Genomic DNA, 23,815 nt, shown 5'->3' on the forward strand with positions numbered 1-23,815 from the left:
TTCACTTTATATTGAAAACAATACCATTTTAAAACTAGTGCCATGTCAAAAATGAGGAAATTTAAAGTGATTTTAAGCTAGGGAGAAAATAAAAAATCACCTTAATACATTCATCAAGGTGATCAAAATATTATTCAGCTGGAGGCGTAAATGTACGTTTCTCTAATTCAGCATCTAGCATAAATAGTGCATTTGAATCGCTTGTAATACGTTTTAATTTTTGGATGATGCTATCGAATGAAGCTTCTTCTTCTACTTGCTCATCAACGAACCATTTTAAGAATGTAATTGTTGCGTGCTCACGCTCATCCCAAGCGATATCAGATAAGTTGTAAATACGCTTCGTTACTTCACGCTCGTGCTCAAGTGCCATTTCAAAAGCGTTCAGTACAGATTCGTATTCGTTATTTGGATTATCAAATCCAGTTATAATAGCGCGCTCACCGCGGTCATTAATGTAGTTGTAAAGCTTCATTGCGTGGAAGCGTTCTTCTTCAGCTTGTACAAGGAAAAAGTTAGCGAAACCATCATAGCTCTCCGCCGTACAGTAAGCAGCCATTGCCATATAAGCATGGGCAGAGTAAAATTCAAAGTTCATTTGATCGTTTAATGCGTCGTGCAATTTTTTAGATAACATAAAATCCCCCTTAGTATTGTGACAAGAATATTATACCATAATTGATAATATTCTCATTTGGATACCTCGAACCTTTTCGAAAGCTTTGTGACGTGTGCCTCCATAATGTCTTGTAAATCTAAATCATATTTTTGTGAAAGAATAATAAGATTAGATAGTACATCACCAAGTTCTTCTTTTAGTTCTTGTTTTAGCTCTTCTTCTGTTTTCACTTTTTCATCAGGACGATCACGCCCAATTTCGATTGCGCGAACAACGCGTGAAACTTCTCCAACTTCCTCTGTTAAGAAATTTAAGCGAATAAAGGAATTATACTGTGACCAGCTTCGTTTTTCGTAAAATTCCTCCACCCATCTTTGAAATGCGACGATATCCATTTCTTCCTCATCCCTTCAATATGTTGTACAATATTCATTGTATCATAACAATATATAGTTTCGGGGTGTAGGGATGAGAAAGATTTGTGTGTTTGCAGGTTCAAATTTAGGGGAGAGACCAGAATTTAAAGAGCAGGCAATTGAATTAGGAAAAATGTTTGTTGAAAACGACTATGAGCTCGTATACGGTGGTTCATGCGTTGGATTAATGGGAGAAGTAGCAAACGAAGTTCTTCGTTTAGGTGGGCGTGTAACAGGTGTTATGCCGCGTGGTTTATTCCGTGGTGAAATCGTTCATACAGGACTAACGGAATTAATTGAAGTAGAAACGATGCATGAGCGTAAGGCAAAAATGGCAGAGCTTGCAGATGCTTTTATTGCTTTACCAGGCGGATACGGAACGTTTGAAGAACTATTTGAAGTTGTATGTTGGTCACAAATTGGTATACATAATAAGCCAGTTGGTTTATTAAACATTAAAGACTTTTACGGACCAATTTTGCAAATGGTTGAACGTGCAGCGGATGAAGGGTTCATGAATCCATCAAATAAAGAGTTGATTGTTTCAGCCGAGACGGCAGATAAATTAATTCATGAAATCCAAAATTACGAGCGTCCTGTTTTGGGAACGAAGTGGAAGCAGCTATCATAATACAATTTTATAGAGATTTATAGAAACACATGTAAATTTTTTTTAAAAAGCATGTGTTTTTTATTTGTTTAAATATATTGACATTTAGATATAAAAATATGGAAGGGGAGAAGTGGATGGAAGTATGTTTTTATGACTTAAAGAAAAAGAACATCTGAATAAAAGGTGAGTAAGGAATTATTGAGTGACATAGAATTGTTCCGTTAAAGGGTCAGATTGTGGAAGATAGCGAATGTTTTTTATGAAGTTAATAGAGGTTTTTTTAATCGAAATCAGAATGAATTTTATAGATGTAATCCTTTGGGAATTTTTAATCAGCTATGTATCATAATCTAATCATTAAAATGAAAATTGGAGGAGAAATGAGCATGGGTCGTTCTGTATTAAAAATGTATAACTACCACTTATGGGCAAATGAAGTTATTTTAAATCGCTTAAAAGAACTACCGCAAGACATTTTCCATAAGGAAGTTAAGAGTGTTTTTTCTTCGGTGGCAAAAGTAATGTCTCACATATACCTCACAGATTTAGCCTGGCTCGAGATTATTTCTGGTAAAAGCATGAGTGATGCAATGGTACACACAAACCAATTGAAAGAACAGCTGGAAACAAAAAATATTGAGGAAATGGAAACTAGTTTTTATGAATTATCTAAACGATATAAAGAACTTTTAAGTAGTCAACGAGATTATGAAAAAGTGTTTGAGGTTGATAATCCATATGCTGGGCACCTGGATACGACGGTTTCTGAAACAATACTACACGTCGTTACCCACGGAGCATATCACCGTGGGAATATAGCCACAATGTTGCGGCAAATGGGTCATACCTCTGTTATGCAAGATTTTGGACTATTTCTATATTCAAAATGAATTCTTTTTATTTACCATAGAATATGGGTTTGTATGATGTTTTTTGGGACTGCTTTATTAGTGATTTAAGCTTAATTATGTATTATAGAATAAAGGCACTCCATATTATTTCGGAATGCCTTTATTGTTATTGTTATTTTGTTTTTTATATAGGTACCAGCCACCCCAGCCGCCACCAATTGCTACAACAACGAGGAAAGCATAGTCTTTAACCTCGACACGTATGTTGAAAATATTAGCTGTAAGTAAGAGAATCCCAACTGTTATTAACGCAAAAAATGCTCTAATTAAGTAGTCTTTCAACTGAACCACTCCCGTCATTTAAGTCGTAAATGATGAACTTGGAAAAGCTTTTTTGGATCTATTTTACTAAAGGGTGTTTCCTATATTTTAACATAAATGAGATTGTAATATATTGATAAAAGTAGAGGAGAGGAGTGTTAATATTGTCGTGATTTGTCGGTAAGTCGATATTCTTTGTCGGAACTTCGATAAAATGAAAAATCGGTGATGAAATTCGAGTTGCGGTCGATAAATTTGAAAAATCGCCGATATAATTTTATGTACCATTGTGATGTGCGACGACTACATAAAAGAAGCGACTCTGAACGAGCCGCTTGCGCTTTTAAATCTATTATTGATTCAAGAACGCACGTAGCATCCAAGCGTGTTTTTCTAGTTCTGTGTAGATGCCTAGTAGTAGGTCAGATGTCATTTCGTCGTCAGAGTTTTGAGCGATTTCCATGCCTTTTTTCAGTTCAGTTAGCATCATTTCGTAGTCTTTCATGATTGCTTCGACCATCCCTTCTGCAGTTTCTCCGTAAGCTGCTTCTTGAATAGAAGATAGTTCTAAGTATTCTTTCATTGTTGCTACTGGTTTGCCGCCAATTGCTAAAATACGTTCTGCAATTTCATCAATGTGAGTAGCTGATTCTGTGTAAAGCTCTTCAAATTTTTCATGTAGTGTGAAGAATTGAGGTCCTTTTACGTACCAATGGAAGTTGTGTAGTTTTGTAAATAAAACGCTCCAGTTTGCTACTTGTTTGTTTAATGCTTCGATTACTTGTTTGTTCATTATGATCAATCTCCTCTTGAGTTATTATGTTATATGAATTACTAATTTATAATTATTATAATCTAGTAATTTATATAAATCAACCCTTTTGCTGGAATTAATTTGAACAAATTATGAACTGTTGTAAATAAAAAATCCCTATTACTGTGAAGTAATAGGGATTTTTTATTTGATATATAGCTCCTGTTTTTAACGAGCCGCTTGCGCTTTAAGTGATATTCAGCTCCAGTGACTAGAACAGTCGGTCATTTCGCTCCTGTTCTGAGCAAGTCACCTCCGCTTTTAGTTGTTATCCAGCTTGTTTATTCTCTTCTGCATCCTGTCCATCCCAGCACTCCGTATTCTTTAAGGCAGGGATAGAACTTGCAACGAAAACAGGATCTTTTCCTTGTTTCTTTTGCTTTATATAGTCTACTAATGCTGCGTAGGCAAATTTGCTAAGGAATGAGATAGCAATTAAGTTTGTGAATACCATTAGTCCCATAAAGAAATCAGCTAAACTCCAAACTGTTTGAAGGGCAGCGATTGATCCGAAGAACACCATTCCGACAACTGCAACGCGATAAATCATTAACCATGTTTTACTTTCTTTAATGAATGCGATATTTGTTTCACCATAATAGTAGTTTCCTAGTAAGGAACTGAAAGCGAATAGGAAAATAATAATCGCTAAGAAAGTGCTTGCCCACGGTCCAATTTGAGAACTTAATGCTTGTTGTGTTAATTCAATTCCTTGTAAGTTAGATCCTTTATAAAGTCCAGAACATAATACGATAAATGCTGTTGATGTACATACTAAGAATGTATCTATGAAAACACCTAATGCTTGAACGAGTCCTTGTTTTACAGGGTGAGATACATCTGATGTTGCTGCTGCGTTAGGAGAGCTCCCCATACCTGCTTCTGTCGCGAATAAACCGCGCTGAATTCCGAACTTGATTGCTGCTCCAATACCACCAGCGATGGCTTGGTCTAAACCAAATGCGCCGTTAAATATTTCTAGGAAAATGCTTGGTAACATATTGAAGTTTTTAATAACGACAAAAACAGCTACGCCGATATAAACGATTGCCATTGGAGGAACAATCATTTCTGTAATACGTGAAATGCTTTTAATACCACCAAAAATAATAACAGCAACTAATAAAGCTAATACAGCTCCTACGATAGTTCGTTCTAGTCCAAAAGCATTTTCAAATGCTATTGTTACTGTATTTGCTTGTACTGAATTGAAAATTAATCCGTATGCAACTGTGATGAGAAGTGAAAACCAAATGCCCATCCAGCGCTTGTTTAAACCTTTTTCCATATAGTAAGCAGGGCCACCACGGAATCCACGTCCATCTTTTACTTTATAAATTTGTGCGAGAGTACATTCTACAAAACTAGTAGCTGCACCGATAATAGCGATAAACCACATCCAAAATATTGCACCAGGTCCACCCATAGAAATTGCGAGTGCTACACCAGCTAAGTTCCCGATACCGATGCGTGCTGCTGCACTTAAGCAAAATGCTTGGAACGGGGAGATGCTATCTTTTTTCTTTTCTTTTCGATTGAATCCTTTACTAATTAAACTGACCATCTCACCGAAATGAGTAATTTGGACAAATTTTAATTTAAAAGAGAAATAAAGACCGAAGCCGATTAGCATTGCAATAAGAATATATGACCATAAAATATTATTCGTTACCTCAAGGAATCTGCTAAAGATATCAACCATATAATACACTTCCTTTTTTTCGTAATAAGAAAATTATATGCAAAAAATATACCAGAATCAATTTTTCTAAAAATGATGTTACTTAAATGTGTTTTATGTTATGATTATGTTACATTGTAATATTTTTAGAATTATTTACATTTTAAAAAACTAAATTTAAAGCGAGAAAGAGGGGATAATTTGAAAGAAGAAACTTTATTGAAAGTAAGCCTTGAGAGTCTAAAGATGAGAAGTAATGTATTTTTTATCATTACATCTTCAAGTATCTTTCTAGGAGCTACTTATTATTACAATAAAAGATTTCCAAATCACAGGTATCCTGAATGGCTAGAATTTCTAAAATTGATTGGATGAACAAAAGACAGAAAAACAGAAAATTCAAATAAAGATTGTTGAGGAGGAACTAGTATGAATATAAGAGAAAGCGAACTTCCGGGTATTGGTTATAAGTTTCAGATCGTTACGAAAGGTAACGAAAAAATGGTGATTGTTATTCATGATGATGGACGTAGGGAAATGTATCATTTTGATTCAGACCATGAAGAAAGTCTATCAAGTATTTCATTGCGTGACTCAGAGGCAAGACAAATTGCAGCAATATTAGGTGGAATGGTATATAAGCCTAGGGCATTAGAAAATGTTGAAATGGTCTTTGAAGGTTTAGCAATTGAGTGGTTCAAAGTGGAGAATGCAGCGCCAGCAATTGGAAAAACAATTGGTGATCTTGAAATAAGAAAAACATATAGCGTAACTATAATTGCAGTTATGAAAAAGAACATGAAAAAGCTATTTAATCCAGGGCCAGACACGGTGATTGAAGAAGGAGATATGCTTGTAGTTTCTGGTGAGAGAGAAGAAATTAAAAAGATTATTAATGAATTACTTTCGAACAGGGGGACTGACTAGATGGATACTTTAATTTTTGAAGTTGGTACAGCTTTAGTTTTAGTAGCAATTGCGGCGGTAATTGCTGGGAAGTTTAAATTCTCAGTAATTCCTTTTCTAATCGTTCTTGGCATGTTAGTAGGGCCGCACGCGCCGACAATAGGTGTTATCGATCTCAAATTTATTGAAAGTGCAAGTGTGATATCCTTCCTTGGAAGGATTGGCGTTCTGTTCCTTCTTTTCTATCTGGGATTAGAGTTTTCGATGAAAAAACTAATTAAATCTGGACGTTCTATCGCGATTGGCGGAACAATCTATATTTTGATTAACTTTTCACTAGGATTATTATACGGATTTATAATGGGATTCCCGTTACTCGAAATCTTAATTATTGCGGGTATTATTACGATTTCTTCTAGTGCTATCGTTGCAAAAGTGTTAGTTGATTTAAGAAGAACTGGTAATAATGAAACCGAATTAATTTTAGGAATTATTATGTTTGAAGATATATTCCTTGCTGTATATTTATCAGTAGTTTCTGGCTTAGTCCTTGGGGATCACGCTTCGTTCTTAGGTGCCCTCACTTCAATTGGAATTGCTTTAGGATATATGCTTCTATTCTTCGTAGTAGCTAGAAAGGCTACGCCGTTATTAAATAAATTGTTGAATATTAGTTCTGATGAAATCTTTATTATTGTAGTATTTGCTTCGTTGTTCTTCATTGCTGGTTTTTCAGAAACAATTCACGTTGCAGAAGCAATCGGGGCACTTCTTTTAGGGTTAGTTTTCTCTGAGACAGAGCATAGTGATCGAATTGAACATCTTGTTGTTCCATTTAGAGACTTTTTCGGAGCTATTTTCTTCTTCAGTTTCGGATTAAGTATAGATCCATTCTCATTGGGCGGAGCAATATGGTTAACGTTAGGTGCTGTACTTCTGACGATAATTGGAAACTTTGTAGCAGGGATGATTGCAGGACGACAAGCTGGACTATCTCATAAAGCATCAACAAATATTGGATTAACAATCGTTTCAAGGGGAGAATTCTCAATCATTATGGCTAATATCGGTATCGCGGGTGGTTTAATGTCGGTATTGAAACCATTCTCAGCACTATATGTGCTTATATTATCCATTTTAGGTCCGCTTCTAACGAAAGAGTCAAAGAATGTATATAAATTTTTAAATAAAATCTTTAAGTGGGATATGAAGAATAGCTAAATTTTAAACAATTGACGTGTAAGGTCAGATTTTATATAAGGTATTATCGTGAAGGAATCTATAGTTAAATAGATTCCTTTTTTATGGAAAATTAATAACTTGTTGTTATTTGTTAGAGAAGGATATGTTTAATATTTTACATATTGTGGCATACATATAGGAAAAGGGAGTTTGGGAAGGGGATTATTGAGAAATGGAACTCCAGTTTCAAAATGTATATCAACAAGTTGAGAATTGGTATGTGTTGGATTCGGAGCTTCCTTGGGATGTCAAAAAGTTAAGAAATGATTTATTTTCCCTTATTGAAATAAGCACAACGCCAGTTATTTTTTGTGATACGTGTGATGCGAATCATGTCCTTTTATCATTAGGAGAAGAAGAAGAGGAGTTTTTATTCCCGGTAGGTGGTTTTTATCATAAAGAAAAACAATTAATTTTCATTTGTAAGTGGGAAGAGTATGAACAAGTGCTCAAAACGCTATTGCATGAATTCAGGCATGCGATGCAGCATAAGAATGATGTACTATATGTTGGAAATGAACTATACGAAGAAAGATGGATCGAGAAAGATGCGAGGCATTTCGCGGAGAGGAAGCTAGATGAATATAAAAATAGAAATTTAATCTGAAGCATAGTGGAGAAAAATCACTGTGCTTTTATTTGTTGCTAATGAAAAATAAGTAGTTGACCTTTATTAAGTTTAGTTCTAAACTAATAGTATCAAATGAGCGAGGTGATGGAATGAAAGCAGAGGAAAGACTTGGATTACTATTATGGTTTCGTTTATCACGCTTTTATAATAGAAGTATTCGTGAGACGAATCAGCATTTGAAAAAGTGGAATGTATCTGCCGCTCAGTTTGATGTATTAGTTCAAATTGGAGGACATGATCGTTTAACGCAGCAGGAGCTTGGAAATAAGTTGTTTGTTACGAAAGGAAATGTTACTCAACTTTTAAATAAAATGGAGCAACTAGATTGGATTCAGCGTGAACAAGAAGGTACCACGAAATATATTTCATTAACAGAAAAGGGAAAGGTTCTATATGAAGAAATAGTCCCACCGCAAGAAACATTTCAAGCAGAGCAATTTGATAAGTTAAATAGAAAAGAACAAAAACAATTATTAGAATTACTGAAGAAGTTGCAGTGATAAAATTCAAAAAAATATCTCGATTTCGAGATAATATGAGGTGAAGGATATGTTTAGAAAAGTTGATCATAAAAATATGGGAAGAGCAAATCACGGTTGGTTAAATACACATTTTCATTTTTCTTTTGCAAATTATTATAATCCAAACAACATGAATTTTGGAGCAGTACGTGTTATGAATGATGATTTAATAGCGGCACAAACTGGTTTTGATATGCATCCGCACCGTGATATGGAGATTATCTCTTACGTTATAGATGGTGAATTAACACATGAAGATAGTATGGGGAACCGAGGGACAATTGAGCGTGGGCATGTTCAATATATGAGTGCAGGTACTGGTGTATTTCACAGTGAGCATAACTTAGGAAGTGAAACATTACGTTTATTGCAAATTTGGATTTTACCAGACCGCGATGGTCATAAACCAAACTACGGTGAGTTTAAATTTGATTGGAGTAAACGTGAAAATGAGTGGTTCCATATGGTATCTCCTTCTGATGGAGATGCACCAATTCATATTCATCAAGATGCAAATTTATATTCTTTATCATTAGAAGCTGGTAAAGAAATTCATTTTCCTGTTAAAGAAGGACGTCAATTGTACCTTGTACAAATTGAAGGTAGCAGCGTTGTAAACGGTGAAACACTTGTAATGCGTGATGCAGCGGAGGCTGTAGAAGAAGATATTCAAATTCAAGCGAAAGAGAAGTCTCACTATTTAGCAATTGAAATGAAAATACAATAAAGTGAGGCTTTAATCAGTGGTGGCTTTCGAACATATAAATAGCGGAATGAAAAGTTATAGGAAAGAGGACATCGTTTTTCGATGTCCTCTTTTTGGTGAGTCGAATTGTCAGAAAAAACTTTCTCAATTTTTGAGAACAGGTATACGAATAAGTATTTAGAATTGTATTAAGAGTGTCAAAAATTCTTAGGGGAATGGGGAGTGTTAGATTGAAAAAGCAAATAATTTCATCAGCATTAGCGTTAACTGTTATCGCAAGTGGGTTTGGGGCATTTGGAGCAACTACGACGAAAGCAGAAGAGCAAAAAATCCAGTATCACCAAGAGTTTAAAACACCAGCTTACATAGGTGAAGAATGGAAAGCACCGGAAGGACTAGATAAAAAAGAGACGGTCTTTCAATATTTAGAGAATAAAAAAGATATGTTTAAACTAGCAGGAAATATTGAAAAACATTTCAATATCGTTGGTGAAGAAAAAGATGCTGAGTCTGGTACAACACATGTGAAGTTAGTTGAGAAGCATAATAACATTCCTGTGTATGGTTCAGATCAAACGGTTACGCTTGATAAAGAGAATAATGTAAAAGCGTTTTTCGGACAAGTTATTCCGAATTTAGATGATAAAAATATTCCTGCATCTGCAAGTATTAGTGCGGAACAAGCAGAAACGATTGCAAAAGCTAATATTGAGAAAGAAATTGGTAAAGTAAAGAATTATGATGGTGTGAAAAAAGATTTATATGTGTATGAAAAAGATGGCCAATACTATCTTGCTTATCTTGTAAAAGCATCGGTTTCAAAACCAGCTCCAGGATATTGGCATTACTTTGTTGATGCGACAAATGGAAATGTTATTGAGAAATATAATGCTGTAGATCACATTACTGGATTTGGTTACGGAGTATTAGGGGCTAGACAATCATTTGAAATTGCTCAAGATACGAAAACAGGAGCGTTCAACTTATTTGATGGTACACGAGGACAAGGTGTCCATACATTTGATGCAGAGAATATGGATGAAAACTGGTTTAATTTATTCTCACAAATTCTTGGATATACAGGAGAAGAAGTTGTAAGTAAATCTAAGTTCTTCGAAGATAAAGCGGCAGTTGATGCGCATGTGAATGCAGGAAAAGTATATGATTACTATAAAAAGACATTTAACCGTAACTCTTTCGATGATAAAGGTGCGAGACTTATTTCTACTGTTCACGTAGGTGAATCTTGGAATAACGCAGCTTGGAACGGTGTTCAGATGATGTATGGTGATGGCGATGGCAAGACATTCATTCCATTATCTGCTGGACTAGATGTTATCGGTCACGAATTAACGCATGCTGTAACTGAACATACAGCAAACCTTGTTTATAAAAATGAGTCAGGTGCATTAAACGAATCATTGTCTGATATTATGGGTGTAATGGTTGAGAAGAAGAGCTGGGATTTAGGTGCTGACATTTATACACCTGGTAAACCTGGTGATGCACTTCGTTCTCTGAAAGATCCAGCATCTATTCCAAATCCATTAAAACCTGGCGAAGGTTACCCAGATCATTACAATAAACGTTATACTGGAACAGCTGATAATGGCGGCGTTCATATTAACAGTAGCATCAATAATAAAGCAGCATACTTAGTATCTGAGGGCGGCACTCATTACGGTGTGAAAGTAACTGGAGTGGGCCGTGAAGCAACAGAAAAAATTTACTATCGTGCTCTTACAAAATATTTAACTGCAAACTCTGACTTTAAAATGATGCGTCAAGCAGCACTTCAATCAGCAGAAGATTTATACGGTAAAAACTCTAAAGAGTTACAAGCTGTAACGAAAGCTTATGACGCAGTAGGAGTAAAATAATAAGAGAAAAAAGACCTGACTGGATTGTCAGGTCTTTTCCTTATTTAATCACGGACACCTAATGCGATTTTTGCCATGCGTGACATACGTTCTTTTGTCCATGGTGGATTCCATACAACGTTTACTTCTATTTCATTTACTTCGGGTACGTTCGTTGATAGTACTTTTTTAACGTCTGATACGATTTGACCAGCCATTGGACAACCGATAGAAGTCATCGTCATCGTAATAACAGCATTATTATTTTCATCAGCTGTAACGTCATAAACTAATCCAAGATTGATAATATCAACACCTAATTCAGGGTCAATAACAGCTTCTAAGTTTGCATATAACTTTTCTTCAAATGCTTGTTGTGACATGTGTAGCACCCCCTAAATATTAATGATATCGATTCTCATTATAACGGATATGCGTATAAAGTGCAGGAAATGAGCTCAAAAAAATATTCCTCTTGAAGGAGGAATATTTTTTGAAAAGCTATTCAGTTTTAAAATGAGATACGAGTTGATCTAATTCTTCAACTGTTTGTTTCATTTGTTTTGCAGTTAGAGTCATTTCATTCATCACGATGACTTTCTGTTCAGCAAACTGTGCTGTTGCGACAGTCTCACTTGAAACGTCATTAGAAATTGAAGCGATGTTATTAAGTGAAGCATTCATTTCTTCAGCGCTTGCGGCCATTTCTTCAGCAGTTGCTGATATGTCTTGAATTCGAGTAGACACTGTATTCACTTGACCAACAATTGTTGTGAAAGAAGAGCCTGCTTCACGAATGACGTTAATGCCTTCAGATGCTTCAGAGCGACCTTGAGACATCATAGAGCTAGCAGTTTCTGTATCATTTTGAATTTGATGTAGCAACTGGTTAATATCCGTTGCCGCTGTTTTTGATTGTTCAGCAAGTTTACGAACTTCATCAGCTACGACAGCAAATCCTTTTCCTTGTTCATCGGCACGAGCCGCTTCAATAGAAGCATTTAAAGCAAGTAGATTTGTTTGTTCAGCGATATTAGAGATAGATTGTACAGCTGTATCAATGTATTTTGTGTGAGTGATTAGACGTTCGACTACTTCTGATGTAGCATTTACAGCTTCGTGAATCGTCGTCATTTGTGAAATAGATTTTTGAATAACAGTACTTCCGTCGTTAGCGTGTTCTGACGTGGCTACAGCTAGTTCGGCTACAGAAGAAGCAGATTCTGCAATGCGCTGAACACTCATTGCCATATCATCCATTGCAGTCGAGCTTTCTTCCATACTAGAAGTTTGCGATTGGATGCTGGCATTTAAATTGGACATTGAGCTTTGAACTTTTATTGTTGCATCACGCGATGTATTGGTCTTTTCTAGCATATTTTCAGAAGCATTTTGTACTTCTACAGAAGTTTTTTGAACACGATTAATGATGTGCTGCAAGTTTTCTAACATGTTATTAAATGATGTGGCAATTGCACCGATTTCATCATTGCTATTTACTTGTAGACGAGCTGTTAGGTCACCCTCTTGGGAAGATAACTCTTTTAGTTTAGTATCAATTTGTTGAATTGGTTTTACAAGTTTACCAGAGAACCACCATGCAAGAATAATTGCAACGACAATACATATAACAAGTGATAAGAATACAACGTATTCAATTAGTAGTGATGATTGGTCAATTTTTTCAATGGATTGATCACGTAACTTAGCTTGTTCGTTGCTATAGTTTGTGAAATCACCAATAACTTTATAAACCGTACCATTTTCTTTAGAAGCAACTTGTAATGCTTCTTCCCATTTTTGTTCTTTCGCAAGAGTAACAACTTTATCATCAATAAATTGTCTCCATGTAGAGCCTAATTGCATTGTGTCTTTTACTTGTTGAGAAACATTAGGGTTAGAAAGAAGTTCATTTTTTGAATCCTCAAGACGTTTACTCATTTCATGAAACTTGTCTAATTCGACTTGATCATGTTGCAGTAAATAACCTCTTAAAGCAGAAAGTTGTACTTGATAAGCGTCTCCACGTTCTTTTAACTCTGTTGCAAGAGGAGAAATTTCTTTTTGCAATGCTTCAGCTTTACGAGACTGATCAATAGTGAAGAATAAAATAAAAGCTAATGCGATGCCAAATAAAGCGCAAATCGTTCCCATCATGAACATTAATTTTTTTCGAATGATAATAAAATTCATATGATTGAAAAACCTCCTTTGTAAAATTTGAGTATTATGATTACTTTATATAACGATTTAAAAGAAAGCCTTATTCCTATTTAAAGTTGGAATAAAGCTTTCTTATTTCCTTTAGGAATTATAGCAGACAGAGTGGGAGAGAGAAAGATATATTTTAAAGTAAAAAAGAGGGGCTAAAAAAAGAAATCCCTCTTTTTTCCTATTATCCCGCTATTTGTGGACAGTTAATTTCTCACCTCAAAATTAGGCGGGAAATTAACTGCCTGTAAAAGCCCGATTGGTGAAGGCTAATAATCAGTGGGGGAGGAGAAAAAAATCACTGATTAAAGTTTCACTTTATGCATTTGTTTTGAAATGAGAAACGAGAACTTCAAGTTCTTGTACTGCAGTTTTCATTTCTGATGACTTTGTAGCAATGTCTTTCATTACATCTACTTGGCCACCAGCTGAATGTGCTGTCTGTGATGTTTCAGCGGCAACTTCGTTTGAAATAGAAGCGATATTATTTAAAGCTGCATTCATTTCCTCAGAACTTGCGGCCATTTCTTCAGCAGTTGCAGACATTTCTTGCATCTGTGTAGAGACTTTGTTAACGTGGTTAACAATTGCTGAGAATGAAGAGCCAGCCATACGAATGACTGTGATTCCTTGTGAAGCTTCTGATTGACCTTGTGTCATCATTTCATTAGCTATTTTTGTATCCTCTTGAATTTGATAAAGTAAATGGTTAATGTCGGTTGCAGCTAGTTTAGATTGTTCCGCAAGTTTACGAACTTCATCAGCGACAACAGCGAATCCTTTACCATGTTCACCAGCGCGGGCAGCTTCAATAGAAGCGTTTAAAGCAAGTAGATTCGTTTGTTCTGCAACGTTAGAAATGGATTGAAGAGCAGTATCAATATGGTTTGTATGTGTAATGAGTCGCTCTACCACTTGCGATGTAGCGTTAACAGCGTCATTGATTGTATTCATCTGTGTAATAGATTTTTTAATTACTTTACTACCATCATCTGCTTTTTCTGAAGTTGTAACAGCTAAGCTAGCAACAGAAGAGGCAGATTCTGCAATGCGCTGAACACTTGTTGCCATATCATCCATTGCCGTTGAGCTCTCTTCGATGCTAGACACTTGTGAACGAATATTATGATCAAGAGCATTCATAGTCTCTTGGATTTGTGCGGTAGTGTCCATAGATGCAGTTGTTTCGATGAACATATTTTCTGAAGCTTCTTTTACACTTGTTGATGTTTGTTGAACTTGCTTTATTATACGTTGTAAGTTAGCGAGCATTTGATTAAAGGAATGTGCAATATCACCGATTTCATCTTTACTAGTTACATTCAATCTCGCAGTCAAATCGCCATGTTGAGAAGCTAATTCTTTTAATTTCGCATCAATTTGTCGAATAGGTTTAACGAGTTTACCAGAGAACCACCATGCTAATAAAATAGAAGTTAGTGTGCATGTAATGAGTGAGAAGAAAATAATATATTGGATAAGAGATGAAGAAGATTGAACTTCAGCAATTAATGTATCACGTTTTTCATTCTCTTCATTTGCATATTTAGTAAATCGACTTAAAAGGTCATTTACGTAATCTGTTTGAGCTAAAGCGATTTTGGATGCTTCGTCCCATTTCCCTTCACTTGCAAGGGGGAGAACCTCATTGTCTATGACGCTTCGCCACTTTGCGCCCATTAAAATGGCCTCTTTCATTCCTTCAGGGAGTTTTTTATCACTCGTTACTTTTTCTCTTGTATCAGCTAATTTCTTTCCTTCCCGGTTGAATTTATCTAATCCTTTTTGATCGTGCGATAGTAAATGTTCTTGTAAGCCAGCAACTTGCGCTTGGAACCAATCACCGCGTTCTTTTAAAATGGTTGCTCTTTTCGATACATCATTTTTTAATGTTTCAACTTCATTTGCTTGGTTCATAGCGAATGTAAGAATAATAATTAGAGCAATGCTAAATAAGGAACAAATGCTTAAGAGTGTGAAGAGTATTTTTTTTCGAATACTAATATATTTCATCGTTACCCTACCTTTTTTAAAGAACTATTTATTATAATTTATAAATATAAAAACGGAATTAATAAAAACATTATTATGAAGTTATTAATCTGTTCAGTGAAAATTATAGCAGATAACGGAAGGAGGCAAATTGATATGAGTAAATGTTCTTAAAATGTATACATTTTTATATCAAAAAATTCATAAATAAAAACCAGAAAGGCTATTGTAATTTGAAATGACATCCTGTATACTTCTAATTAGTTGATAACGATTATCACTATCAACTAAAACATTACTCTTCGTTATGTTGGTCATACCCCTTTTTGACGACGTGAGTCAGAGATGAATGTTGAAATATCTTGTGTCCTATTCTACAGAATTATGGTAATCTCCAACCTCAACTTATATGCGTAAGCATGCAAAAAAAGGATCCTATCCGTGAAGGGATCCTTTTTTGCATGTTGTCGCAATTAATGTATATAGAGCGGGTATACGCTCTTCAGTTCCTTCGGGTGCAGTAGAAGGGAAGACCCATTTTTGATGAGATCCGTGTTCTTCAATCAATTTTTCAACCTTGAAATTTGTTTCCGCCATTGCTGTAATAATTTCTCCTAGTGTCCAGCGCCGAATTTTTGTTCTTGGTAAGGCTTCTTTCTGTGATTCCGTAAGGAGAATACTATAAGCTACGTCATCTTCAATAAGTTTCTCATCGAAATAATTTCCATTTGCTCGAAATGATGGATGATCTATTCCTAATAATTTTGTATAAACGGGATGATAGTCACGCAGTATAAATGTCCCATCTTGTTTTAGTAAGTGAGAGATTATATGAAAGAGTGGCTTTAAGTCTAAAAAGTAATGGAGCACGCCAAGTTCCAGTAACACGATATCAAATGATTGGGATAGATTTAAATCTAGTACATCGGAAATGATATATTGAATAGAGACTCCAGCAGCCTCTGCTAGTTCATTGGCATATTTCGCATTACTTGCTGAAATGTCTACAACTGTTACATCGGCTCCTAAAAGGGCAAGAGCAACTGCTTTATTGCCTTTTGATCCGAGTAAATTAATAATACGCTTTCCTTTTGGAGATTGTATGTAGGGTAAATAATGATCTACCTCGCGTATTGGATCTTCCATGAGCTTTTTCGCAGGCGCCCCGTGGCGATTTGTCCAAGCTTCATAAGCAGCTGCGTTCCAGCTTTTTTCATTTATCGTGCTTAGTTGCTTTTGATTCAATTTTATCACTCCTTTTGTGAACATATAGTTATTCGGTGATTGAGTAGGATTTCCTGTTTTTTTAAAAAAGTTTGATTTTTCTGTTATTAAGTCGTACAATACGTGTTATACATAAAAGCGTTGAAAAGGAAAAGTAGAATGAAAACATTCTTTCCAGAGAGCTTCGGTAGCTGAGAAGAAGCAAGAATATTCATTTGAACAATGGCCTTTGAGCTTCGTCCTGAACTTATCAAATGATAATAGTAGGCGGCGACGAGAGTTGGTACTCGTTATCAAAACCACAGTATAAGAGCATATAGCTCCGTACTTGTTAAGGTTAGTTATGTGAATGACTGACGAAATAAGGTGGTACCGCGACTGTTTATACAGCCCCGCCCTTATCTTTTTTAAGATAGGGGCGGGGCTTTTTATATTTTAAAGGAGGAATGTAAGATGAGTATTTTTATTGGAGGCGCTTGGCCGTATGCAAATGGTTCGTTACATCTTGGGCATATTGCTAGTTTGTTGCCAGGAGATATTTTAGCACGTTATTATCGGGCAAAAGGTGAGAGAGTGTTGTATGTTTCAGGAAGCGATTGTAATGGAACGCCAATTGCAATTAGAGCAAAACAAGAAGGGGTTACAGTAAAGAAAATAGCTGATCAATATCATGAAGAATTCCAGCGATGTTTTCATAATCTTGGTTTTACGTATGATTGCTATACACGTACAGATAGTGAGCACCATCATGAAACTGTTCAAAAAGTCTTTTTGCGACTATTAGAAGAAGGTTATATTTATAAAAAAGTAGTTGAACAAGCTTATTGCGAAACGTGTACGCAATTTTTACCGGATCGATATGTAGAAGGTATTTGTCCACATTGTCATGAAGGGGCGAGGGGTGATCAATGTGATGCTTGTTCCGCTATTTTAGATCCACTCGATTTGTTAGAAAAGAAATGTAAGTTATGCGGTAGTACGCCATCAGTACAGGAAACAGAGCATTTCTATTTTGCATTGCATAAATTTCAGCAGCAAATTAAAGAGGTTGTAGAAATTGCAAAGCAGAAAGGAACATGGCGCGACAATGCAATTCAATTAACAGAGAGATATTTAAAGGAAGGATTACAAGATAGGGCAGTGTCACGTGATTTACCAATCGGGGTACCAATTCCAGTGGCAGGATATGAAGATAAGAAAATTTACGTATGGATTGAAGCTGTGACAGGATATTATTCAGCGAGTAAACACTGGGCTGAAGAAACAGAGAAAGCTGATCAAGAGTTTTGGGATAGAGATGCGAAAACATATTATGTACATGGTAAGGATAATATTCCGTTTCATTCAATCATTTGGCCAGCGGTATTACTTGGAATAGGAGAAGAAGCGATCCCGCGTCATATCGTTTCGAATGAGTATTTAACAGTAGAAAAAAGAAAGTTATCGACAAGTAAAAACTGGGCAGTATGGGTACCTGATATATTGGAACGCTATAATCCAGATTCTATTCGTTACTTTTTAACAGTAAATGCACCAGAAAATCGTGATACTGATTTTTCATGGCGTGAATTCATTTACAGTCATAATAGTGAACTATTAGGCGCATACGGGAATTTTGTGAATCGGACGTTGAAGTTCATTGAAAAGTATTATGATGGCATTGTGCCAAAAGCAAATATTAATATGGAGCTGAGAGATAAGGTAGAAGGATTATATAAAGGTGTAGGAGAAACAATTGAACAAACTAAATTTAAGGTGGCATTAGAAACAATATTTGATGCAGTACGCTTTGCAAATAAATACTTTGATGAAAAGCAGCCTTGGAAACAAAGAGAAGACGACCCAGTTTCATGTGAAGAAACGATTTGTAACTGTGTTTATCTTATCGCTAATTTTGCACAACTGCTTGAACCATTTTTACCGTTTTCAAGTGAAAGAGTTAGAAATACATTATCGAGTGTTAAAGTAAATTGGGAACCTCAAAATACGTTGCCAAACCGAATTGATAATGTGCAGCCATTATTTGAGCGAATCGATGTAAAACAAATTGAACATGAGGTAGAGAAGTTATATGGAGCGGTAAAGTGAAATATAAGGAAAAGACCTTTCAAATAAATGAAAGGTCTTTAGTTATGCAGTAGGATTCTCTTTTTTATCTTTTAAAAAGAAAAGTACAGCAAGGATTACGAGAATAATAGCTGCAATATCATATGTTATCTTGAATGTAGTATTAAAGTTTAAGTACTCTGCTAATGGAGTTTTCACTGCTCCTGCATATATGCAAATGGGAATGAGGAGCAAGTCGTAAAATTTCTTTTCTTTCATATATCTTATTAGGAAGAAGATAGACATAATAGCAAACCACGCTATGCTTAAAATAGTCATTTATACCTCCAAATAGATTTACTTATTTTAAAATATATACCGTATTTTAACTTCATTTGCATTTTTGTACAAGTATCTAATTTTCACGCATTATGCTCTTTTCCTTTCCTAGCTGTAAGCAGTTGTGGTGTGAAAATACCAAACAATATAAAAATAATACCAAGCCACTGCATAGGTGATACAACTTCATGAACGAGTGTAATGGAAGCGATAATTGCTGTTGGTAATTCAGCTGCACCTAATATTGTACCAAGTCCCGTTCCGACTTTTGGTACCCCAATTGAAAAACAAATGACAGGTATAATAACCCCGAACAATCCAAGGAAGAAAGCATATTTCCATAGGCCTGTTTGTAAGGCACCATCTGTTAAAAAGGTAGGCGGGAAAAATAAGCATACAATAAGAGTAGCACTCGTTGTCATAAGAAAGCTTTTCGTATAAGGCGGAACATCTGTAGCAACGCGCCCGCTTACAAATACATAGAATGAGAAAGAGACGGCAGCTAATAGTCCAAAAATAATACCTTTCGTAGAAAAGTTTTGTCCAAGACCTTCAAATACTCCACCAGCAAACAATGTACCAGTAAATAAAATAATAATAGATATAACTTTTTCACGGCTTGGGAATGTTCGATTCGCAATCGCTTCGATGACTACACCAATCCAAGTGAACTGAAAGAGTAAAACGACAGCGATAGAGGCTGGCAGCTCTTCTACAGAAATAGCATAGAAAATACCTGTCATACTCATTGTTGTGCCGACTATTAGTAACGAAAAGAATTGTTTTTTTGATACTTTATGACGTGAAAAGAAAAGAACGAGTAAAAATAGTCCAATCCATCCGAAGACATATTGTCCTCCTAGTAGTTGGTGTGCTGAAAATCCGTCGATGAATCCGAGTTTAAAAATAGTTGAAAGTACGCCGTAGCTACAAGCGCCGAATAAAACTAGTAATGAATACTTAAATTTCTCCATGTGAAAACCTCCTTATATAAAGTGAAACTTTAATCAGTGGGGGTTTTGTTCATCCCCCACTGATTATCAGCCCGACTCCCACCTAACTTCTTTGCTCCAGCCGAATTTTGAGGTGGGAGTTTTACTGCCCGGCAAATAGCGGGATAAATAAAAAACGCCCGTTATCCTAATAAGGACAACGGGCGAACGAAACAGAGTCAGAGACTCTACAAAATTCCGCCACTCATACGAAGTATGAGTTTGGGGTATGAAATTATAGTAGTAGTTTACATTGTTTTTGGAAAGACAATTGAGCATTTTACACCTTGAGGTGTGTTTTGTATTCCATAAGGAAACTGATGTTTATCTAGTATTTGTTTTACAATATATAATCCAAGACCGCTACCTTGTACTAAACCGTTGTTTCCAGGATTAGCGCGATAGAAAGGCTCAAATAAATGAGCGAGTTTGTCCTCATCAATTTGTGAACCTGTATTTAATACTTCTAATGCGTAACCGTTTGGTTTTTCATAAAGCTTTATATATACATGCTGACGATCGATTGTATAGTGAATTGCATTTGAAATAATATTAAAAATAGCAGTTTGAATAAATTTAGGATCAGCTAAAATTTGTACGTCTTGTTTAATATTAGATTGAACATTTAATTGCTTTACTGATATAAAATAATCTACTTTCTTCATAACGTCCTCAATGATGTTAGATAGTGAAATAACTTCTAAATTCGGTTTGAATTGAGGATTTTGTATTTTGGATAATTCTGATATATTTTCCGTTAATACGTTAATATCTTGCATCATCTCGTAGGAACGTTTTAAGTATTTATCTCTATCTTTGTAAGCACCGATTCCGTGAATCATGCCATCTATTTGTCCCATAACGGCTGCGATAGGTGTTTTTAATTCATGGGATACCATAGACATAAATTCTTTGCGAGATTGTTCTAATTGTTGTTCTTTCTTGAGCTCATTTCTTAAATCTTTATTTGTTTCATGTAGATTCTTCACAATGGTTGGGACTTGTGAAGCGGCTACTTGCAAATTAAAATCTGTTTGATCTGTATTTTTGTTAGGTGATTGTTGATCTGAAAAGTCCAGATTTATAATATCTTTTAAAGTATCACTCATATATTGAAAAGGTTTGGCAATTAGTTTGGCATAAACTAAAGAACCGAGCAGAGATAATACAAGCATTGTTGCACCAATATTTGGAGCTAATTGTTGCAAGGCATCTGCTAAACTAGGATTATCATGTGTTTCGTTTGTTTTCTTTGCTGTATTTTGTGTATGTAAGGAATCAGTGTTAGCGGCTGTTTGTTCCGCTTTAGTATGTGATTCAGTTTTGTTACTTTCCTCCGAAAGATGTGCTATATTTTCTTTTGCTTTTGTAGTTTGGCTAGGTTGCAAAAGATGATTAATAGCAGTAGAGAGTGTTTTGAAATCTATAATAGATGACTGGAAATTTGAGATGCTACTCTCTGAAACAACTTTATTCCGTTCTCTTTTATTTTGTTCGTTTTTCGGAACTGAATCCGCATGTTCTGCAGTTTGAGTTTCAGGGTTTTTCGCATAATGCCCTTTATCATAGTTTAAAGCTAGAAAATAAATGATTTGATAAAAACAAATTGATAAAAGAACACAAAACAATAGGGTTTTGATGAAAATATTTTTGGTGATGTTATCCTTGCTATGCTTCGATTTTGTAGCCAATGCCTTTCACCGTTTTAATATAAGTAATCCCTAATTTTTTCCTTAAATTTTTAATATGTGTATCTATAACTCTTACATCACCATAATGTTCATAGCCCCATACCTTATTTAACAAATCACTTCTTGATAATACTTTTCCTCGATTTTGTAACAACGTATATATAATCTCAAATTCTTTAGTTGTTAGTTCAATTTGATTACCATGAACATAAGCTGCATATGCTGTGGAATTTAACATCAATTCATGGAATTGTAGTATAGTTGCAGTTTCGGCTTCCTTCGTTGTTGTCCTTCTTAATACAGCTTCTACGCGTTTAATAAATACCGTGTAATGGAACGGTTTCGTAATATAGTCATCAACGCCCAACTCAAACCCTTTAATTTCACTCTCTTCATTATGTAAGCCTGTTAACATAATGATTGGTACATCAGACTGTCCTCGCATAATTTTACAAATACTATAACCATCTATATCTGGTAACATTACATCAAGGAGGACAAGGTCGTATGAGTTTTTTTGGAAAAGAAGAATACCCTCCGTTCCAGCGCCAACTACATCAACGGTAAAATTTTGGGCAGTTAAAAATTCACGAATAAGTTCTTGTATATCTGGGTTGTCTTCAATCACCAGTATATGCGTCATAGTAACACCTCCTAAATAACGCTTTTTACTGCAATATTCGAATTCATCATTTTTCGGATGACTCAGGTTGTATATACATATAATAAGCCCCCGCTATAAAATAATCATAAAAGTAGCAAGGGGAATTGTTTATTGGACTGAATATTTCAGGATCACAGTAGTTCTATTATAGTATGCAATGTGAAATTTATAAAATATTATAACTGTATAATTTTAATATCTATGTTTATTAATGTTTTTATGCTATTTAGTGCAGTCTACTTTCATTATATATGCAAGTAGAGTTGTTTAGCTACTGTAAATGAATAAATAAAATAAGCCAAGATATAAAATTCTTGGCTACATGTAAATCTTGTTCATAGGTTATTTTACAGTGACAGTGGCACGTTCGTGAATACGTTCAAATAACCAATGTATATCATTGTTATACATGCGAATACAGCCAAGTGTTGTAGCTTTACCAATCGCTTGATTATTGTTATTCCCATGAATCGCATACGTTGTTCCGTATGTTCCTGCCATATTTAATCCGAGCCAACGGTCACCAAGTGGATTACGTGGATCGCCGCCTTTAATACGCCCTGTATAATAAGGACGGTTTTTAATTTTGTTTACCACTTGAAAAGTACCTTTAGGTGTAGGTGTTGCTGTTTTGCCAGTAGCGACAGTGAAGCTTTTTATAAGCTTTCCATTTTGATAGAAATCCATTTTATTTAATTTCGTGTCAACGATAAGTTGTTCGTTAGTTGAAGCTGCCTCTGCAGATATATATGGAACAGTTAAAAAAACTAACGATAACATAATAGTTACTAGTAATTTTTTCATTGATATTCTCCTTTTACTATTTTAGTAGTATTACATACAATGAATTTGTAATCCTCGTAATGCTTGATGTACGTTTTCATTTAGTGATTCAAAAAAAGTAGTAATTTTTGTATTATGTTTGTTGTTTTTATCAATGAGCAATCTTTCATTTAGTAAAAGCTCACCGTGTAGTCCGAAGCTCTGTACTTGAATACTCATTTCATCTTCTGTTTCAGAAATCATAGGTAAAAAATAGTGAAACGCTTTCGTTGGAATGATATAACTTTTTCCAATCATGCTTTCTTGATTAGAATTAGTCCATTTTTTCGTGACAATTTTAATATTCTTTTTAGAAACGACAAAAGATAGCGTTGTGGATTTTGTTAAACTTACGTCAAATTCATTTGTTTCACATATGTGTAAATTAAAAATCGTTTCATTTGGATGAGATTCAACATTTTTATTAATAAAATCATGCATTTTATAAGCTTCCATTCTTATTCTCCCTTTTTTCAATTTCAGAAAACGACTTATATTTATTCAATTTAATGTTTAGGTAATATAGTAATTAAACTTTTCAACAAATTCCGATATAATCTTACAATACATATATGAAGCTAATATGAAGTTAGTATGAGTTTGTTATGGTTTTTTATAGAGAACAAAATGAGGCGATTTCCGAGTGCTGAAAAC

General features: G+C 35.0%; 24 protein-coding genes and 1 other annotated feature. Of the genes, 9 read left to right on the plus strand and 15 right to left on the minus strand.

Annotated elements, in window-relative coordinates:
* Positions 1-130: 130 nt before the first annotated feature.
* Both MR071_RS00815 and MR071_RS00820 read right to left on the minus strand, forming a co-directional pair.
* The gene (locus MR071_RS00815; protein ID WP_105585558.1) at positions 131-637 is read right to left on the minus strand and encodes a ferritin; all 507 of its coding nucleotides are present in this window, start codon (positions 635-637) and stop codon (positions 131-133) included.
* Between the two features lie 53 nt (positions 638-690).
* Positions 691-1,014: a MazG nucleotide pyrophosphohydrolase domain-containing protein gene (locus MR071_RS00820; protein WP_000355764.1), complete on the minus strand. Its 324-nt coding sequence runs from the start codon at positions 1,012-1,014 to the stop codon at positions 691-693.
* A 73-nt stretch (positions 1,015-1,087) separates the two neighbouring features.
* Between MR071_RS00820 and MR071_RS00825 the strand changes: the two genes are divergently transcribed.
* Together MR071_RS00825 and MR071_RS00830 are read left to right on the plus strand one after the other, a co-directional pair.
* Positions 1,088-1,666, plus strand: coding sequence for an LOG family protein (locus MR071_RS00825; protein WP_255832831.1), 579 nt, complete (start codon positions 1,088-1,090; stop codon positions 1,664-1,666).
* Between the two features lie 368 nt (positions 1,667-2,034).
* Complete coding sequence (locus MR071_RS00830; protein WP_242234629.1) at positions 2,035-2,538, plus strand: DinB family protein; 504 nt, start codon at positions 2,035-2,037, stop codon at positions 2,536-2,538.
* A 105-nt stretch (positions 2,539-2,643) separates the two neighbouring features.
* Here the strand turns inward: MR071_RS00830 and MR071_RS00835 are convergent, their stop codons facing one another.
* The 3 genes from MR071_RS00835 to MR071_RS00845 all read right to left on the minus strand — a co-directional run bounded on the left by MR071_RS00835 (position 2,644) and on the right by MR071_RS00845 (position 5,336).
* On the minus strand, positions 2,644-2,841 hold the full coding sequence (locus MR071_RS00835; RefSeq protein ID WP_105585556.1) for a hypothetical protein: 198 nt from the start codon (positions 2,839-2,841) through the stop codon (positions 2,644-2,646).
* Between the two features lie 331 nt (positions 2,842-3,172).
* Positions 3,173-3,613 carry a Dps family protein gene (locus tag MR071_RS00840; RefSeq protein ID WP_105585555.1) on the minus strand — a complete coding sequence of 147 codons (441 nt, stop codon included), beginning with the start codon at positions 3,611-3,613 and terminating at the stop codon, positions 3,173-3,175.
* Between the two features lie 289 nt (positions 3,614-3,902).
* Positions 3,903-5,336 carry an alanine/glycine:cation symporter family protein gene (locus MR071_RS00845; protein WP_105585554.1) on the minus strand — a complete coding sequence of 478 codons (1,434 nt, stop codon included), beginning with the start codon at positions 5,334-5,336 and terminating at the stop codon, positions 3,903-3,905.
* Between the two features lie 408 nt (positions 5,337-5,744).
* Between MR071_RS00845 and MR071_RS00850 the strand changes: the two genes are divergently transcribed.
* From MR071_RS00850 to MR071_RS00875, 6 genes are all read left to right on the plus strand, one after another.
* A complete protein-coding gene (locus MR071_RS00850) occupies positions 5,745-6,242 on the plus strand; it encodes a cation:proton antiporter regulatory subunit (protein WP_002015988.1) in 498 nt (165 codons plus the stop codon).
* Complete coding sequence (locus MR071_RS00855; RefSeq protein WP_242234631.1) at positions 6,243-7,442, plus strand: cation:proton antiporter; 1,200 nt, start codon at positions 6,243-6,245, stop codon at positions 7,440-7,442.
* A gap of 193 nt (positions 7,443-7,635) precedes the next feature.
* Positions 7,636-8,070, plus strand: a complete 435-nt coding sequence (locus MR071_RS00860) for a DUF3920 family protein (protein ID WP_242234633.1) — start codon at positions 7,636-7,638, stop codon at positions 8,068-8,070.
* 113 nt (positions 8,071-8,183) lie between these two features.
* On the plus strand, positions 8,184-8,594 hold the full coding sequence (locus MR071_RS00865) for a MarR family winged helix-turn-helix transcriptional regulator (RefSeq protein WP_242234636.1): 411 nt from the start codon (positions 8,184-8,186) through the stop codon (positions 8,592-8,594).
* A 49-nt stretch (positions 8,595-8,643) separates the two neighbouring features.
* On the plus strand, positions 8,644-9,342 hold the full coding sequence (locus MR071_RS00870; protein WP_105585549.1) for a pirin family protein: 699 nt from the start codon (positions 8,644-8,646) through the stop codon (positions 9,340-9,342).
* A 209-nt stretch (positions 9,343-9,551) separates the two neighbouring features.
* A complete protein-coding gene (locus MR071_RS00875) occupies positions 9,552-11,201 on the plus strand; it encodes a M4 family metallopeptidase (protein ID WP_142395817.1) in 1,650 nt (549 codons plus the stop codon).
* Between the two features lie 44 nt (positions 11,202-11,245).
* Here MR071_RS00875 and MR071_RS00880 read toward each other — a convergent pair whose 3' ends face one another.
* The 4 genes from MR071_RS00880 to MR071_RS00895 all read right to left on the minus strand — a co-directional run bounded on the left by MR071_RS00880 (position 11,246) and on the right by MR071_RS00895 (position 16,628).
* Positions 11,246-11,563, minus strand: coding sequence for a metal-sulfur cluster assembly factor (locus MR071_RS00880; RefSeq protein WP_070145396.1), 318 nt, complete (start codon positions 11,561-11,563; stop codon positions 11,246-11,248).
* 118 nt (positions 11,564-11,681) lie between these two features.
* The gene (locus MR071_RS00885; RefSeq protein WP_242234637.1) at positions 11,682-13,373 is read right to left on the minus strand and encodes a methyl-accepting chemotaxis protein; all 1,692 of its coding nucleotides are present in this window, start codon (positions 13,371-13,373) and stop codon (positions 11,682-11,684) included.
* A gap of 336 nt (positions 13,374-13,709) precedes the next feature.
* Positions 13,710-15,404 carry a methyl-accepting chemotaxis protein gene (locus MR071_RS00890; protein WP_242234640.1) on the minus strand — a complete coding sequence of 565 codons (1,695 nt, stop codon included), beginning with the start codon at positions 15,402-15,404 and terminating at the stop codon, positions 13,710-13,712.
* A 414-nt stretch (positions 15,405-15,818) separates the two neighbouring features.
* Positions 15,819-16,628 carry a class I SAM-dependent methyltransferase gene (locus MR071_RS00895; protein ID WP_242234642.1) on the minus strand — a complete coding sequence of 270 codons (810 nt, stop codon included), beginning with the start codon at positions 16,626-16,628 and terminating at the stop codon, positions 15,819-15,821.
* Between the two features lie 111 nt (positions 16,629-16,739).
* Positions 16,740-17,010 (plus strand) — a binding site (T-box leader).
* A gap of 50 nt (positions 17,011-17,060) precedes the next feature.
* Between MR071_RS00895 and metG the strand changes: the two genes are divergently transcribed.
* Positions 17,061-18,695, plus strand: a complete 1,635-nt coding sequence (metG, locus tag MR071_RS00900; protein ID WP_242234644.1) for a methionine--tRNA ligase — start codon at positions 17,061-17,063, stop codon at positions 18,693-18,695.
* 42 nt (positions 18,696-18,737) lie between these two features.
* On the opposite strand, the gene MR071_RS00905 is transcribed toward metG, so the two are convergent.
* The 6 genes from MR071_RS00905 to MR071_RS00930 all read right to left on the minus strand — a co-directional run bounded on the left by MR071_RS00905 (position 18,738) and on the right by MR071_RS00930 (position 23,617).
* A complete protein-coding gene (locus tag MR071_RS00905; protein ID WP_242234646.1) occupies positions 18,738-18,992 on the minus strand; it encodes a hypothetical protein in 255 nt (84 codons plus the stop codon).
* A gap of 83 nt (positions 18,993-19,075) precedes the next feature.
* A complete protein-coding gene (locus tag MR071_RS00910) occupies positions 19,076-19,966 on the minus strand; it encodes an EamA family transporter (RefSeq protein WP_242234648.1) in 891 nt (296 codons plus the stop codon).
* 266 nt (positions 19,967-20,232) lie between these two features.
* The gene (locus tag MR071_RS00915; protein WP_242234650.1) at positions 20,233-21,675 is read right to left on the minus strand and encodes a sensor histidine kinase; all 1,443 of its coding nucleotides are present in this window, start codon (positions 21,673-21,675) and stop codon (positions 20,233-20,235) included.
* The gene (locus MR071_RS00920; RefSeq protein ID WP_002124171.1) at positions 21,653-22,318 is read right to left on the minus strand and encodes a response regulator transcription factor; all 666 of its coding nucleotides are present in this window, start codon (positions 22,316-22,318) and stop codon (positions 21,653-21,655) included. The genes MR071_RS00915 and MR071_RS00920 overlap by 23 nt, the downstream gene beginning before the upstream one ends.
* 363 nt (positions 22,319-22,681) lie before the next feature.
* Entirely contained in the window at positions 22,682-23,143 is a 462-nt protein-coding gene (locus MR071_RS00925) for a L,D-transpeptidase (protein ID WP_105585539.1), read from the minus strand.
* A gap of 30 nt (positions 23,144-23,173) precedes the next feature.
* Entirely contained in the window at positions 23,174-23,617 is a 444-nt protein-coding gene (locus MR071_RS00930; protein WP_105585538.1) for a DUF3978 family protein, read from the minus strand.
* Positions 23,618-23,815: the final 198 nt, after the last annotated feature.

Origin of the sequence: Bacillus cereus group sp. BfR-BA-01316 (genome assembly GCF_022664195.1) — a bacterium.
In the GTDB taxonomy this organism is placed as follows: domain Bacteria; phylum Bacillota; class Bacilli; order Bacillales; family Bacillaceae_G; genus Bacillus_A.

Coding starts and splice junctions, on each gene's coding strand:
- MR071_RS00815 (WP_105585558.1), bottom strand. CDS start 637: ATGTTATCTAAAAAATTGCACGACGCATTAAACGATCAAATGAACTTT.
- MR071_RS00820 (WP_000355764.1), bottom strand. CDS start 1,014: ATGGATATCGTCGCATTTCAAAGATGGGTGGAGGAATTTTACGAAAAA.
- MR071_RS00825 (WP_255832831.1), top strand. CDS start 1,088: ATGAGAAAGATTTGTGTGTTTGCAGGTTCAAATTTAGGGGAGAGACCA.
- MR071_RS00830 (WP_242234629.1), top strand. CDS start 2,035: ATGGGTCGTTCTGTATTAAAAATGTATAACTACCACTTATGGGCAAAT.
- MR071_RS00840 (WP_105585555.1), bottom strand. CDS start 3,613: ATGAACAAACAAGTAATCGAAGCATTAAACAAACAAGTAGCAAACTGG.
- MR071_RS00845 (WP_105585554.1), bottom strand. CDS start 5,336: ATGGTTGATATCTTTAGCAGATTCCTTGAGGTAACGAATAATATTTTA.
- MR071_RS00850 (WP_002015988.1), top strand. CDS start 5,745: ATGAATATAAGAGAAAGCGAACTTCCGGGTATTGGTTATAAGTTTCAG.
- MR071_RS00855 (WP_242234631.1), top strand. CDS start 6,243: ATGGATACTTTAATTTTTGAAGTTGGTACAGCTTTAGTTTTAGTAGCA.
- MR071_RS00860 (WP_242234633.1), top strand. CDS start 7,636: ATGGAACTCCAGTTTCAAAATGTATATCAACAAGTTGAGAATTGGTAT.
- MR071_RS00865 (WP_242234636.1), top strand. CDS start 8,184: ATGAAAGCAGAGGAAAGACTTGGATTACTATTATGGTTTCGTTTATCA.
- MR071_RS00870 (WP_105585549.1), top strand. CDS start 8,644: ATGTTTAGAAAAGTTGATCATAAAAATATGGGAAGAGCAAATCACGGT.
- MR071_RS00880 (WP_070145396.1), bottom strand. CDS start 11,563: ATGTCACAACAAGCATTTGAAGAAAAGTTATATGCAAACTTAGAAGCT.
- MR071_RS00885 (WP_242234637.1), bottom strand. CDS start 13,373: ATGAATTTTATTATCATTCGAAAAAAATTAATGTTCATGATGGGAACG.
- MR071_RS00890 (WP_242234640.1), bottom strand. CDS start 15,404: ATGAAATATATTAGTATTCGAAAAAAAATACTCTTCACACTCTTAAGC.
- metG (WP_242234644.1), top strand. CDS start 17,061: ATGAGTATTTTTATTGGAGGCGCTTGGCCGTATGCAAATGGTTCGTTA.
- MR071_RS00905 (WP_242234646.1), bottom strand. CDS start 18,992: ATGACTATTTTAAGCATAGCGTGGTTTGCTATTATGTCTATCTTCTTC.
- MR071_RS00910 (WP_242234648.1), bottom strand. CDS start 19,966: ATGGAGAAATTTAAGTATTCATTACTAGTTTTATTCGGCGCTTGTAGC.
- MR071_RS00920 (WP_002124171.1), bottom strand. CDS start 22,318: ATGACGCATATACTGGTGATTGAAGACAACCCAGATATACAAGAACTT.
- MR071_RS00925 (WP_105585539.1), bottom strand. CDS start 23,143: ATGAAAAAATTACTAGTAACTATTATGTTATCGTTAGTTTTTTTAACT.
- MR071_RS00930 (WP_105585538.1), bottom strand. CDS start 23,617: ATGGAAGCTTATAAAATGCATGATTTTATTAATAAAAATGTTGAATCT.